This window comes from Psychrosphaera ytuae, assembly GCF_017638545.1.
GTDB classification, from domain to species: domain Bacteria; phylum Pseudomonadota; class Gammaproteobacteria; order Enterobacterales; family Alteromonadaceae; genus Psychrosphaera; species Psychrosphaera ytuae.
The window spans coordinates 2,281,004-2,295,535 of record NZ_CP072110.1 but is presented as its reverse complement, the minus strand read 5'-3'; the positions used below and the strand labels follow the sequence as shown (position 1 = coordinate 2,295,535).

Sequence of the window (14,532 nt, the reverse complement as noted above, 5' to 3'; positions counted from 1 at the left end):
ATTCAAAAAGCGATTAAACGCTTAATACATCGAACTCCTTTTCTGCAATTTGCCATAACTCATCTATTTTTCGCTCTATGGTTTTTGGTTCTTTTAACACAGCAACCTTATCGAAATTGAGAACGTCAGAGACACTCTTTATGATCTGACACTCTTGCTCACAGTTAATCGAACTATTGTAATCGTGAAACTTAAAACCATCTCCGATTACCTTGTCACTTAATTGTATCCATACATTAGGTATATTGTATGAGTCTGCAACGATTATTCCATGCATGGACGACGAGACCACTACCTCACACTGTGAAATCTTCTTTGAAACTGTTTTAGGAGTATCCTGAACATCAATAATTATACAGTCGCTCCCCATGCGTTGTTTAACTCTATAAACCCAGGGATTAAAGCGGTCTACATAGTGTGGAACCAAACCAACTTTGTATTTTTTTTGCTTACTACCGTACATCTTAGAGGCCAAAATTCCAAAGTCCCCTGTCGGGGTCTTAGGACTTAACCCCAACACCTGTTTCGTTAGTTCGCCTCTGGCCGCGGCAAAATGTGCATTTGGATAGCGTTTATCTGTGTTAGGGCTGATGATCCCAGAGCCAAGTATCGTCCCTTTATAATTTTCAGGTACCGCACCTAAAATTGAGCCAACTCCTACAATATCGGACTGTTGGGCAGATTCTCTGATTGGTATATACCCTAAGGATTTGACTATGTCAGGTGTAAACAAATCACCGAAATTGAGTATATCTGACCACCAAAAAGCATTGATACGTTTGTTGCTATTGCTAAATTTTGCTTCTAAAACTTTACCAAAATTGAGCACATCTTTAGTGTAGTGATACACATTTGACCGCGCACTTAGTACCAACCTATCACTAAGCTTCTTCATTATTGTTTAACCATCGGTAACAAGTCGTCTATCTTCAAGGCCTTGGTAATATCAGCTAGATCAGAATATTCGTTTAACTCTTCGGCTTTCGTGGCTCGTTCTGGTTTGTTGTTTACCCTTGCTGAAGCATGCCCATCTTTTTCATTCACTTTTAATGTTTTGACAACGCCTTTAAATTTCTTATTCCAAACCCAAGTTCCGGTCCCATGCTCGTAATAATACTTAGCTCCTTTATGAAATGCCTTATCGAAGTTAGGATGATGCTCGATATGCCTCCACCAGCCACAACCATTGTTGAACTGATCTAAGCTTGCTTCTTTTGTTGTACAGGCAACTAACTCACCAAAATGATTTCTAAACCTGTCTTTTAGACCCCACCACCCATGTGTATGCTTAACTGCGGCCATTTCTCCTGGTTTTAACGCTTCAAAGGTCTTGGCATACTGTTTCATATCACTTCGACTACACAATAAATCTGAGTGCCAAAACGCTAACTTTTCACAAAACAAAAAGGCAAACTCTATAGGAAAGTGCATCCACATCGTCGGAAGCTGTAATCTTTCGTTAAAATTAACGTACACTGAGCCAGGTAAAATGGTAGGTTTTTTCAAACCTGTATCGTTACCCACAATAGGCGTCCAACCAGCCTCTTTGACCAATTGTTGTTGGAGAATATTCCAGTTGTCATCAAGTGCCCAACAGAGCCAAGGCTTTTCAATACCTTCTAAAGCTTTTTTCCAATCTTCAGCCGCCTCTTTAATTGAGCTAATGTCGGTACCCCACGCTTCCCAATTACCCGTGCCAATTTTTCCGTCAGTTCTAGCTAGCTCCCAGGAGCCCTCTTGTTTTTCTTCACTCATTTTTATTCCTTTACGGCCAAGAAGTAATTACTCAAGCACCTTTTAAGTTCAATTACACTCTAAGTGCGATGCAATGGCATATTAATATGTAAAACTCGATATAAATTATCAAAATTTAATTGGTGAGACTATACATTTTCATTACTATAGCTTCATCAGAAATAAAAGTTTGGAACTATAACCAAATGTGCGGAATACTAGGGACAATTAATTTTAACCACGCAGCGGATGCCAATCGCATTACCGCTATGCGAGACACCATGCCTTATCGAGGCCCCGACAGTAATGGTTTGTGGATTTCTGAGGATAAATACTGTGGGCTCGCTCATTTGCGCCTGAGCATTTTAGATCCGACGCCTGCTGGCCACCAGCCGCGCATCAGTGACTCAAACAGATATGTGATTTCGTACAACGGTGAAGTCTATAACTACATCGAAATTCGTGCAGAGCTCGAGCAAAAAGGTTATCAATTCGAGACCGGGACTGATACCGAAGTTATTTTGCAAGCTTACATTGAGTGGGGTAAGGACTGCCTTGACCGCTTCAATGGCATGTTTGCTATTGCTATATATGACACCGAAACCAAGACATTGTTTTTGGCGCGTGACCGTCTCGGTATAAAGCCTGTTTATTATTATCAAGACGACAATGAATTTGTATTTGCATCCGAAACCAAGGCTATTCTAAGCGGCCTCGATGCTAAACCTGAGCTTAATATCGAGCTGATTGATGATTACATGAGCTTTGGTTATATCCCTGGTGAAAATACCCTACACAAAGGCATCAAGCGATTGATGCCTGGTCATTACGCAATATTACAAGAGGGTAAGTTAGTCATTACTCAGTGGTGGGACCTCAAATTTAATAACACCGAAGATAAAGGGTTTGATCATTACCTGACCGAAAGCAAAAAGCTGTTAGAAAGCGCCATCGATTTACGCCTGCGCAGTGATGTGCCACTGGGCATTTTCCTAAGTGGTGGTATCGACAGCAGCGCGGTAGTGGGACTCTTAGCCGACAAAGTCAAAGAACCCCTCAAAACTTTTTCAATCGCGTATGACTTTGGCAAAAACTTCGACGAGACCCAATACGCCAGAATGGTTGCGGAAAAGTTTGGTACCGACCATCACGAATTGAAGATTACGCCGCAACAATTTGCCGAGTTTATTCCGGAATATATTCATCTAATGGATGAGCCTGTAACAGAAGCGGCCGCGATATCACTCTTTTTTGTATCAAAGCTCGCAAAAGAAAAAGTGACGGTCGCTTTATCAGGCGAAGGCTCCGACGAAATCTTTGCTGGATACGATTTGTATCAATACATGAACGTCCTAGAGAAATACCGCGGTGTCGTTGGTCAAAAAGGCACGGAATTATTTGCTGGTATCAGCAACAAAGTACTTGGTGAAAGTCACAAAGTCAGCAAATACCTGAATATGGCTACTCAGCCTATAGAGCAGCGCTACAAAGGGATGTCGACTTACCCTGATGCACAGAAGCAAGCCTTGTATAGACAAGACTTTAAACAAAAACTCGACGATGCCAAACGTGCCACAAACCACGGTCAGTTTTCTCGACAGTTGTTTGAGAATACCAAACACAACGATCAACTCAGCAAAATGCTTTATTTTGACACCAAAACTTGGTTGGTTGATGACCTTCTAATCAAAGCCGATCGAATGAGCATGGGTACCTCAGTTGAGCTACGAGTACCATTTTTGGATTATCGCCTTGTCGAGTTTGCTGCGACGATTCCATCAAAACACAAGATCAAAAAAGGCGAAGGTAAATACCCACTGAAAAAAATGATGGAAGGCATTTTGCCAAATGACATCATTTACAGAAAGAAAATGGGCTTTCCTACGCCACTTAAGTTGATGTTCCAAAATGAGCTAAAGGGCTATGCGCGTGACTTATTGTTATCGGATAGCACCAAGTTACACGAGTTCTTCAATGTTGAGAGAATCAAACAGCTTATCGAAGAGCACAACGCCAATAAATACGACCACCACAAAACGCTTTGGCAGCTAGTTGTTCTGGAAGAGTGGCTGAGAAAGAACGCTTAATAAAAATGGCGAAGCAAGGAAGTTATTATCCACACATAGATGCGCTCAGGGCTTTCGCAGTCCTGACCGTAATTCTATTTCACATCAACCATGAGTACCTGCCTGGCGGCTTTATTGGTGTAGATGTTTTTTTTGTTATTTCTGGTTTTTTGATCACAAGCCACATCATGCAGAGTGTAAGTGCTGGTCAGTTTTCCCTGAAAGACTTTTACGCGCGTCGTATCAAGCGAATTCTGCCAGCTGCATTTTCCGTCATCATAATTACGGTCATCCTCGCCCAGTATTTGTTCCTACCTGAAGATGCAATACAAGTTGCTAAGTCCGGCTTTTGGTCAGCATTGTCTTTGCCCAATGTTTATTTTTGGAAGTTTCAAGATACAAGTTATTTTGCTGCGAGCAGCTACACTATACCTTTATTGCACTATTGGTCTTTAGGTGTAGAAGAGCAGTTTTATTTAATTTGGCCTTTGGTGATACTAGTTTTATTGGGCCGAATACCCAAAGTCGCATTTATTGCACTAATTATTTTCACCATTGTACTTTCAGCATCAATAGCGGAGTGGTTAATAAGCACTCACCACTCATTTGTTTATTACATGCTGCCTACGCGTGCTGGGGAGTTATTAGTTGGTGGCTTATTAGCAGCATTAATGCATTTTGGATGGTTACAAAAAAGAGCTAATTCGCACTTTTTGCTCTATTTTTCTATCGTCCTACTCGTTGGTTCATCAACCTTAATTGATAGTAATGTGACATTTCCGGGCTTTTTGTATTTAATCCCGACAGTTGGAGCAGCCCTATTCATTTACAGTGGGTTCGAAAATAACAGCCCTCTGCTACGTTTCTTCACTTCTAAGCCCATCCTTTGGGTGGGTAAAGTATCCTATTCTGCTTATCTTGTTCATTGGCCTGTGTTGGCGTTTTATCGATACGGTTACGGTTCGCCTAGCTTATTCGCTGAATTGCTGTTATTTGTGGTTATATTAAGTTTGGCTTGGTTGAATTGGAAATGGATAGAAGAGAAATTCAGATATAAAAAGCTAGAGTTTAAGCCTTTAGTGATCAAACAATTTCTAGCTCCTATTTTATGCATTGGCTCACTGTCTTTTGCTGTCATAAAGACCGATGGTTTAGGACTCAGAGTCTGGTCAGATTCATACCACAAACAACTATCATCAACTTACAACCATGCCAAAGCGCCTAACTCCTATGACTATGTGTGCCAATATTGGCGTGTTGAAGCGAAACATTTAACCGACCCCAAATGTATAATTGGAAATGACAAATTCGAACCCAATGTACTGTTATGGGGAGACTCAAATGCGGCTCATTACATTGGAATTTTAGGCCAATTAGCCAAGAGCCAAGGCTGGTCTTTTAGAAATATTTCGCATGCATCTTGTCCACCAATAGTTCAAGGAGAGGGAGTCGACTTCACAGAAAGTTTAAGCAAAGATTGTAGCTATTCAAACAACGTCGTTAACAAATACATAGCACAATATGATACCGTCATACTGTCCGCTTTCTACACTTACTATCAAGATAAAAACCCACAATTTGTCTTTCAATTTTTAGAGTCAGTGCGCAAGTTATCTGAAACAAAAAATGTAATTATCCTTGGTCAAATCCCAAGCTTTCCGGAATTTGACAGACAATGTCTCTCGAAACAAATCTCATATCTTGGACTAGACTGCCATTCTTTAAAAATGGATAACAGCTTTTATTCGATAAATGAAGAGCTTAAAGATTTATCAATTGCTTCTCGAAATATAGAGTATCAAGACTTTAATAATATTTTTTGTCAGAAGGATTCATGTTCTCCATATATTATGGATCGTCCGGTGTATTATGATTCTACTCATTTAGATATCAAACACACTTCTGAACTAGAGCTCGTGGGAGACTTTGAGCTACTGATGTTTAATAAGGGTTAATTATGAACAAGTCTCTCTCGTTGTATTTAGATATATTCAGATTCATGGCTGCAACGGTCGTTTTTCTCTCTCATATTGCCTCACAAAAGATAAGTGGTGGTATGTTTTGGCAATTTAAAGATTACAGTCAAACTGCCGTCATGATATTTTTTGTTATGTCAGGCTTCGTTATCGCTTTTGTGACTGAACAGAAAGAAAAGACCCTAAAAGAATACTCTATAGCGAGAGTTAGTAGACTTTATTCGATCATATTACCAGCACTTGCCATCACGTTTATATTTGACTTTATAGGGTATCACTATAACCCTAGCTTCTATGAAGGTGGACCTTGGCCTTATGATTCAGACAACTTAATCAGAAACTATTTCTTAACTGCTTTTTTAGTGCAAAATGTTTGGGATTTCGGCTTTAACCCTGGTATTAACCAACCTTTTTGGTCATTAACTTATGAGTGGTTTTATTATCTTATATTTGCGTGCTCTTTTTATCTGAAGTCAAATTACAAATATCTAGTGATTTTGTTATTAGCCGCTATTGCCGGACCTACTATTATCGCTTTGATGCCAATATGGGTGCTTGGTTTTTTATTATTTAAGAGCATGAATAGAAATAAAAATACAGGCCCAATCTATTCGATTTTATCTATAGCTAGTTTAGTTGCAATCGTTTGGGTCGGACCTATGGTCCGTGATGTTCAATTTGTGATTCCTTGGATAGAACGTACATCTATTATCGGAGATTATTTTGATGCCGTTTTATTTTGTATTCATATTTATTTTTCTCCAGCTTTACTTAAATTTTTTGACTCTTTTCTAGAGAAATACGCTCAAGCTATTAGGTTTTTAGGCGCTCTGACTTTTTCGCTATACCTATTTCATCGACCCGTAATCCAAACCATTGCCGCGCTTTACTCAGATCACAACAACTTGATCTACAAACTCAGTTTAATAATAGCGCCACTAATTATTGTTTTAACAATTGGCATGTGGTCTGAAAAACAGAAGTACTACATCAGAACAAAACTTTCGCACATATTTGGTAAGTAGAACATGACGAATCGCCCAAAAAGAATCCTCGCTATTAGCTATCTGTTTCCGAACTCAGAAAAACCAAACCATGGCATTTTTGTGTTCAACCGTTTAAACGCAATGGCAGAGTATGCTGATGTGACTGTTATTAATCCAATTCCGTGGTCTCCGATTCACAAATATATAGATAAGTTTAAGCATTTAAGCCGTGTTCCATTTAAAACGACACGTGGCAAATTGACTATCTACCACCCACGATATTTTTCTATACCTGGTCATTTTAAGGGTGTCGAAGTATTCAGTTATAAACAGGCGGTGCGTAATATTATTAAACAGATAGGGTTTGATTTTGATTTGGTTGACTTGCACTGGACCTTCCCTGACCTTCCAACCGGTGATTATCTTAGCAACTACTATAACGTGCCCTACCGTGTGACATTACGTGGTATGGAAGCGTTCCATCAGCAAGATGGTGACGTACGAGAGACTGTCGTAGCGCACTATCTCAGTAAAGTAGATTCTATCATTTCCCTCAGTGAAGAGATGGCCGATACAGCTGACTCTATCGCAAGCACACGCCACAAAACCAAGGTGGTGAGAAATGGTGTTGATACCGAAGCTTTTTATTACAAAGGATTAATGGAGTCTCGCGAGAAGCTAGCGCTCCCTATCGACCAGAAAATCATACTTGGCGTCGGTGCCCTGATTCACCGCAAAGGGTTTGATGTAGTAATCAAAGCGCTAAAGAAAATCATCTTACAGCTCAATTTAAACAATACACACTTTTATATTTTGGGCTCTGAAGGCGCAGAGGGTGACTATCGAAAAGAGCTTAAGCAGCTTGTAGAGCAACAAGGCCTGATGGAGCACGTTCATTTTGTTGGTGCTGTACCCAACGACCAACTCGTTGATTGGTATAACGCTGCAGATGTGTTTTGTTTATCAAGTCGAGGTGAAGGCAGCCCTAATGTCCTCACCGAGGCACTGGCTAGCGGCTGCCCTGCAGTAGCTACAAGAGTTGGCAGTGTTCCCGAAATTATGGAAAGTGAGGATAACTTGGGACACGTCGTTGAAGTCGATGACATTGAAGAGACAATTACCAAACTCAGCGAGCTACTTTTGACTGAGCACGATCGTAAGCAGCAGGCCGATAATTTCAGTAAATACAGTTGGGACTGGTGTGCCAAGCAGGTTATTTAACGACATTGCTTTCTTGTAACAAATCTGTAACAATTTATTTTTCTAAAAAAGGGAAATAATTTATATGGATATTCGTTACTTTTTCAAGCTCACCAAACTCTTTTCTTTTTCTATAGTTCTATATCTCATTTTCTTGATAGCTCGATTTCAAGGTTTGCAACCGGCTATGGAAGGAGAACTTGGAGATTTTATTACGGCGTTGAACTTTTTATTTGGAAGCTTTGTCGCATATTTCATGTTCGTTCTCAACCCCAAAAAAGATAGTCGATATCTAAAAAATAGCCTTTGGTGGTGGTTAGTTAGCCTACTTTTGATAACCTTAGCGATGGACGAGTTATTTATGTTACATGAGCAAGTTGGTGCAGCTCTTGGGTTAAAAGATACCTTTGTATTTTTAGCTTATGGTGCGATTTTGGGTATTTTATTACTGCTTCGAGTTCAGGAAGTCTTCGTAAAGGATACATTTATATTTTTGGCTATATTTGCCATTCTGAGTATAACTTCTCAACTTGCCGACTACTTATATAACGAGGGGACGTTTATGATTTTAGGACGAGATATCAGTTATGAACAACTCTTAGAATCATTTGGCGCGTTGAGTTTATCGTGTGCTATTACCTCTATGGCCCTACGACAGTTATATACCGAACGCTAGGTGTCATGATTGGCGAGTGAACGCACTTAATATCATTATATCAAGTGTGTTCACTAGATAGTCACTACTGTTTTTTAAGCTACCGAGGCAATTCGCATGAGCTAGTCCCTGGGTAGCTATCATCTACCAGTTCTATTTTATTTAGTGCCAATAAACGATTGTTATTGTAATTAACATTAATATTAAAACCATTTACAAAGCCGAGCTCTACCGGACCTAAGCGGTAAGTGGCTACCATATAGCTCTTAGGTTTAACAGTTATTGATTCAATTGTATTCCACGTAGCCTCTGAGTCAAATTCTGACTTTCGTCCCATATTGGTAAAACTAATTTCTGGGGCAAAAGTAATGTCTTCGTCACTATTGTTGTACCAAATTGTCCTAATAGATGAGCTAGTCGTAAATTCAAAAGTTCCTGACACTGCTGTGAAATCATACGATGAACTAGTGCCAACTACGATGGAGGTGCCAAATTCAGTGAAACCTGTATATCTGTCGGTGTTTACAATATCCACGCTTTCTGAATGTGCAAGGTAACCGTTATTATCAAACGATAATATTGCTTCACAGTTGGATGCCGAGTACATAGTGTGAGGGATAATTGTGAGGCGTAGTTGTTGTTCAACTGACTTTCCTTCAGTATCTACCAAGACTAAGTCGAGCACAAAATCTCCAAACTCCTGCGGCTTACCCGTTATGAGTCCTGTAGACTCTAATTGCAATCCCAATGGCAATTGACTATTTGATTTAACAATAGCGTTTTCAGAAGCACTGTGACTAAGTTGATATTTATAGTTCTGATATTGAATGGCTGTGTTCAGCTCATTTTCATGGAATCCCATCGAGTCGTTCGATGATTGCAATGTAATTTTGTCCAACAACAGTTGACTGTTGGTATGTGATTGATTACTGACGTTGATTACATTGTATTTTTGGGCCGTGGCTGCATCGAAGACAAAAGTTTGAACAACCTCTTCACCTCCTTTTAACGTAAAAGAGCCAAGTTCTAACCAGCTTCCTGCCCTTTCTGATGAGTACCGGCCTTTTTCCGTAAAAGATAGTAAAGGCGATGCATCTAAGATTTCGTTCGAAATATTCTTCCAATAAACTCGAATAATATCGCCAGCAACAAATTCGTATCCTTCTCCAGTCACGCCCTGAAAATTGTAGCCTCCATTATTTCCTGTCACCGTTGTTGACCCGATTCCTACGATAGATGTGTATTTGTCCATGACAATAGAATTTAACCCTCGCACCCTCATTACAGACTCAGATTGAGAGTTTTCAAAATCTACGAGGGCCGACTCTTTGTTGGATCCCGGCGGGAAGTACCTTTTACATATATCCTCTTTTGGTCGACTTAACTCTACAAATTCAATTTTTTCTAATACCAATTCATTTGTATTAGACGTGTTAGAGTTGACGTTTAGACTTGTTGAATAAATATCCTCTGTCACCTTATATTCGATAACTTCAACACTACCTGGTTTAATTGACAGACCAGGCATGCTTTGCCAGAGACTCGAGTCCGACAGTGAAATTCTTCCTACATGATTAAAAGAGATATTAGGTGCTACCCAGAGAGTCTCATTACCTTGATTTTTCCAGGTTAACCTAACACTATCTCCTGGCTTCAACGCATAACCATCACCAGTAATAGCGGTAAAATCATATGAGCCATTTGAACCAACCTTAATAGTCGTGCCCGTTTCAACAAATCCCGTATATTTGTCCGTTATGATATTAGAAAAGCGAGCGTCTGAAATGACGGATGCGGTTTTTGACTCTTTGAAATCGACTACCAATCCACAATGAGGGACGTCAAAATCATCTTCTGTCTTGATGTCAAAAACAACCGATATGGTTTGTTGATTACCTTTTGCATCTGATATCGTGATGCTTGTTTGTTGGAATTCCTTTTGTGAAGGCACACCATGGATTAGACCATCATTTGACACGGCTAGACCTGATGGTAGCTGTCCTGATATCCGATAAGGCTTTTTACCTCCCCAAATATCAAGCTTTCCGCTAAATTCATGGCCCACTATAGGCTCAAAACGCTTACTGCCTTCTACAGATATAGGAAATTCGACGTCTAATATTTGGTAAGAAATCGTTTTTACCAAATCTTTAACAAACGTCTCTCCAATATTTGGAACGTTTACAATCCTAAAATCAGCAGCTTGTTGGTTAATAGCGCTTCTATCAGAGATGTCTTTGACTGCAAAGTAAATATTTGTCCCATGAAGGAGTTTATCTCGATGTTCTGCACGAAGATCGAAAGCAGCCCAAACCTGATTGTAGCCAGAATTTGGTTTGTAAATAATCCCGCTTTCGTTATTTAAGCTTCTATTAAAATTTATCGTTGATATGGGAGTGTATGCAACGTCAAAATTTTCATTATTAATTGGCTCGAATGAGTACTTTACAATGTATTTTGCAACGCATGTTGGGCATCTATATTTATCCTCAAAACTGATATCAAACCTTTTTTGATCCGGGTTATAGCCAATGCCTAAAGTACTGATTGTCTCCTCATTTTCGTATGGAACATAGTCTGTTTGTAAGTTATCAATGTAAAATTCGGAGTAAGTTGGTTGATTGGAGGAAAAACCATTACGAAGCGCAAACGTGGTTATATTATTAAAATACCCAGTCCCATCGCCTGGATAGTCGTATCCCCCTTCTTCAAAGGCACTGTACTGGTTGTGAGCGCCTGAATTATGATGAGTTGGGTGCGCATCAAACTGAATCTTTGTCCATCCCCCCATCGAGATATTAGTAGCTGAATGGTAATAATGACCACCTTTTGAGCTTCCGATAAATGGATACCAACTAAAAGTGTGAGATGGTCGAGAAGAATAAGTTTTTGATTGCTTATCAAAATCATGTGTACGCGGTGGCATTAACACCCATACCGATAATCGGTTCTTTCCCTGTAAGCCGGAAAACTTAGATTCTGATGTTTGAGTTTTAAAATAAAGTGACAAATCCCCGGGTAAGATTTCATTAGAATCTAAACTAGTGCTTTGTATTTTCAAAGCTGATGCATCTGATTTAGCTTTAGTGTAAATACCATATTCTTGAATTGTGCCATCCGAACCTTCTTTGACTCCGCCTGTCAGCTTTATTTTCAATGATGAGCCAGAAACACTATTGGTTGAACCAGAGTCGATAAATCCATACCTCATCCACCCCATGTGCTTGTTATTGTATCCATTATAATATGCATAAGCTTTCAACCCATCTAAACTACACAATTTAGATTGCTGATCACCCGCATACACCCCACAGGGATTTTCCCCTTTATCAGAGTAGAACCAATCGCCGAAGCCATTTTCGATTTGACCATCTTTAAAGTCGAAAGACATGAATGTTTCTGGCTCAGAGCGAACCGTAGAAGAGCAAGCAGCCGTCACAAACAGTGCGGCAATTCTTAATAGGTTTTTCATACTACTTCTCCTGAAAATAACCTAAACAACAAGAACTGGATAGACTGTGCATTTTAGTTGTGGTTAAAAAATGTTCAACACTCCACTGGTTTGACCATAAGTAAACAAATGAATTTATTAAATATAAAAAGTTTACCTTCTAGTTTATAGAGTTTATTACATCCAAAAGCTGCTTTGCTTTCGCTTCTCGATTAAATCTATTAACGTCTCGGGCAATCTCTTCGCTTTGATTAAGCTTCAACAATGATGTGAGAGCCTCTTGTAACTCTCCTGTATTGTAACCGTTATAAACCTTGTCAAATCCCGCTGCGACTTGATAAGTCGCCCCTTCAGGGTCTGCTTTAACCAGCATCGGTCGTTGAGTTCTAAGGTACTCGTATATTTTGCCCGGTATTTGTTTATTAAAACGACTGTCTTGAATAAGTAACAGCGCGTCTGCATGCATCATGTTATTCAATGCATTTAAAAATGGCACAGGCTCAACAAAAGACACTAATGATTCTATGTTTTTCTCTGTTATGTAATCTTGAAATTCAGTACCATCACCTGCGCCTTGAAACACTAACTCAAAATTATCAGCCCCGATAACACCCTGTGTGGATAACTCAGATATAGTATCAAATACAGGACGTGGATCTCGGCCATGAGGATACAAGACACCACTGTAATACAGAGAGAATTTGTCTTTAGTAAACGGTGTTGATTTGTTTGTAAGTGTCTCAAGCTTAGCGAAATTAGCCTCATCGAAGCCGTTTTCAATTACTGTGCTTTTGTCTGTTACCAAATTACCGTATTTGTCCTGATATAATTCTTTGACTTGCTCGGTCGCAAACGTTAAATGATCTGCGTTTGTTAATGTGTTTTGATCAATTTTTTTATGGATTTTATCGAGCTTGGGACCCGCTGAGCCGTTCATGTAATGAAACGGATCTCGGTAATCTGCAACCCATGGAATACCGTGCTTTTGAGATAATTTATTGGCAATAAAATGAGTACTTGGGATAGGCGATGACGACCAAATCACATCGGGTTGGTATTTTTTGACTAATTGACGGCCTTTGTTTAGTGCCGAAGGGATCCACGTCAACCCCCAACGGTCAGGAGTCGCACTAGCAGCAATATATTTTCCTTTTATCGACAAGTGTCTAGGAGCGTCAAGAGCAAACGTTCGGTATACCAAATCGTCTTCGGTATCTTGATAATCAGGGTTGACTCGTTCATAGGCTTGCGGGTTGGCCGTAAGAACTACCACTTTCCATCCCCACTGCTTTAAGTATCGATAAAAGCTTTCGATACGTGGAACCGACGCGCCGTTTCCCGGTGGAAATTCAAATGCAATCATTAACAAAGTCTTGGTTGTTGCCACCGTTAGGTTTCTCCCATTATTTTCATCGCTGAAAGGCAAAATTGATCGAGTTGTTTTCTGTACGGCATGAAGCGAGGAATTGCGGTTTTTCTTGTCTTTGTCGTCACGCCACCATCATTGGTCGCTACGCCATATTCAAGTCCAAGCTCTTCAAGTAGTCGCTCATGTTCTATCGTAAAATCACGGCCGACCCACCCATTTGGATATGCAAATAGAGTCACAGGCTTGTCTAATACCTGATTGAGGTAATTGATCGACTGCGTCATTTCAGATCTAGCCGTGTTTGAGCTCTGATAAGATAAAATGCTATGACTATGGGTATGAGCACCAATGTCATGGCCATTATCCTGTAAGCTTTGTAATTGCTTAGTTGTCATCATACAACGTGGAGGATGTTGTGTGGCGCCCAATTGCGATTTTATCGACTCGAGCCCTTGATCTCTTTGGTTATTTGGCAGGACTTTCAACTTGCCGACTAAATCAAGATAAACCACAGATCTATGCTCAACGGACTTCAAGTTATACTCTGTCCCTTCGAATGCAATTGACTCAGGTTTTGATGTGTTAACAAAGCCCTCTCCAAGAAAATAAGCCAATTCATCATTCCATAAATAACCACGCTCAGTTCCCTCGGTCGCAACAAAAAAGCTACCTCTGACTCCGTATTTTTCTAATATCGGTGCCGCAAGTGTTGCGTTGTCTTGATAGCCATCGTCGAAAGAAAGACACAAGGTTTTGGCAGGTAATTGATCACGTCGTTGTAATTCGAGTGCTTCTGATATGGGTAAGATATTAAACTGCTTGCTCAGTACTGCGACGAGTTGCTCAAATTGATTTTCGGTCCAGTCATCAGGACAAAATGGCTCTGCCTGTTTTAACACTCGGTGAAAATACAAGATCCCGAATGGGTGCTCTTTCAGTCTCAAAAAGTGCATCCATGCCAGTATCGACAAACCAAATTTTAACATTCCTTTTATGTCCTTTGTCGGTGAAATCTGCTTCAATGAATACAAGACTGATGTTTGGGTCATTAGCCTGCAATTAAACTCTGTAAATCTTAACAAGAGTCAGGCAAAA

At 39.9% G+C, this 14,532-nt stretch carries 10 protein-coding genes; 5 read left to right on the top strand and 5 right to left on the bottom strand.

All coding sequences use genetic code 11. The features are described from left to right. Positions 1-13: 13 nt before the first annotated feature. Together J1N51_RS10245 and J1N51_RS10240 are read right to left on the bottom strand one after the other, a co-directional pair. Positions 14-895, bottom strand: coding sequence for a polysaccharide pyruvyl transferase family protein (locus J1N51_RS10245; protein ID WP_208831033.1), 882 nt, complete (start codon positions 893-895; stop codon positions 14-16). Next, entirely contained in the window at positions 895-1,755 is an 861-nt protein-coding gene (locus tag J1N51_RS10240) for a hypothetical protein (RefSeq protein ID WP_208831030.1), read from the bottom strand. Before J1N51_RS10240 ends, J1N51_RS10245 begins: the two co-directional genes overlap by 1 nt. Positions 1,756-1,940: 185 nt before the next feature. On the opposite strand from J1N51_RS10240, the gene asnB reads away from it, so the two are divergent. From asnB to J1N51_RS10215, 5 genes are all read left to right on the top strand, one after another. Further along, positions 1,941-3,821, top strand: coding sequence for an asparagine synthase (glutamine-hydrolyzing) (gene asnB / locus J1N51_RS10235; RefSeq protein WP_208831028.1), 1,881 nt, complete (start codon positions 1,941-1,943; stop codon positions 3,819-3,821). A gap of 5 nt (positions 3,822-3,826) precedes the next feature. Then, a complete protein-coding gene (locus J1N51_RS10230) occupies positions 3,827-5,755 on the top strand; it encodes an acyltransferase family protein (RefSeq protein WP_208831026.1) in 1,929 nt (642 codons plus the stop codon). Between the two features lie 2 nt (positions 5,756-5,757). Further along, complete coding sequence (locus tag J1N51_RS10225; protein ID WP_208831024.1) at positions 5,758-6,801, top strand: acyltransferase family protein; 1,044 nt, start codon at positions 5,758-5,760, stop codon at positions 6,799-6,801. Positions 6,802-6,804: 3 nt separating this feature from the next. Further along, positions 6,805-7,983, top strand: coding sequence for a glycosyltransferase (locus J1N51_RS10220; RefSeq protein WP_208831021.1), 1,179 nt, complete (start codon positions 6,805-6,807; stop codon positions 7,981-7,983). Between the two features lie 64 nt (positions 7,984-8,047). Next, a complete protein-coding gene (locus J1N51_RS10215; protein ID WP_208831019.1) occupies positions 8,048-8,638 on the top strand; it encodes a hypothetical protein in 591 nt (196 codons plus the stop codon). A 79-nt stretch (positions 8,639-8,717) separates the two neighbouring features. Here J1N51_RS10215 and J1N51_RS10210 read toward each other — a convergent pair whose 3' ends face one another. The 3 genes from J1N51_RS10210 to J1N51_RS10200 form a co-directional block, all read right to left on the bottom strand. After that, the gene (locus J1N51_RS10210) at positions 8,718-12,089 is read right to left on the bottom strand and encodes a hypothetical protein (RefSeq protein ID WP_208831017.1); all 3,372 of its coding nucleotides are present in this window, start codon (positions 12,087-12,089) and stop codon (positions 8,718-8,720) included. Between the two features lie 139 nt (positions 12,090-12,228). Continuing rightward, a complete protein-coding gene (locus J1N51_RS10205; RefSeq protein WP_208831015.1) occupies positions 12,229-13,455 on the bottom strand; it encodes a glycosyltransferase in 1,227 nt (408 codons plus the stop codon). A gap of 2 nt (positions 13,456-13,457) precedes the next feature. After that, the gene (locus J1N51_RS10200) at positions 13,458-14,423 is read right to left on the bottom strand and encodes a polysaccharide deacetylase family protein (RefSeq protein ID WP_208831012.1); all 966 of its coding nucleotides are present in this window, start codon (positions 14,421-14,423) and stop codon (positions 13,458-13,460) included. Positions 14,424-14,532 lie beyond the last annotated feature (109 nt).

What these genes read in the sequence shown, in the direction of transcription:
- J1N51_RS10220 (WP_208831021.1), top strand. Translation starts at nt 6,805, where the DNA reads ATGACGAATCGCCCAAAAAGAATCCTCGCTATTAGCTATCTGTTTCCG.
- J1N51_RS10215 (WP_208831019.1), top strand. Translation starts at nt 8,048, where the DNA reads ATGGATATTCGTTACTTTTTCAAGCTCACCAAACTCTTTTCTTTTTCT.
- J1N51_RS10200 (WP_208831012.1), bottom strand. Translation starts at nt 14,423, where the DNA reads ATGTTAAAATTTGGTTTGTCGATACTGGCATGGATGCACTTTTTGAGA.
- J1N51_RS10230 (WP_208831026.1), top strand. Translation starts at nt 3,827, where the DNA reads ATGGCGAAGCAAGGAAGTTATTATCCACACATAGATGCGCTCAGGGCT.
- J1N51_RS10225 (WP_208831024.1), top strand. Translation starts at nt 5,758, where the DNA reads ATGAACAAGTCTCTCTCGTTGTATTTAGATATATTCAGATTCATGGCT.
- J1N51_RS10245 (WP_208831033.1), bottom strand. Translation starts at nt 895, where the DNA reads ATGAAGAAGCTTAGTGATAGGTTGGTACTAAGTGCGCGGTCAAATGTG.
- J1N51_RS10240 (WP_208831030.1), bottom strand. Translation starts at nt 1,755, where the DNA reads ATGAGTGAAGAAAAACAAGAGGGCTCCTGGGAGCTAGCTAGAACTGAC.
- J1N51_RS10210 (WP_208831017.1), bottom strand. Translation starts at nt 12,089, where the DNA reads ATGAAAAACCTATTAAGAATTGCCGCACTGTTTGTGACGGCTGCTTGC.
- asnB (WP_208831028.1), top strand. Translation starts at nt 1,941, where the DNA reads ATGTGCGGAATACTAGGGACAATTAATTTTAACCACGCAGCGGATGCC.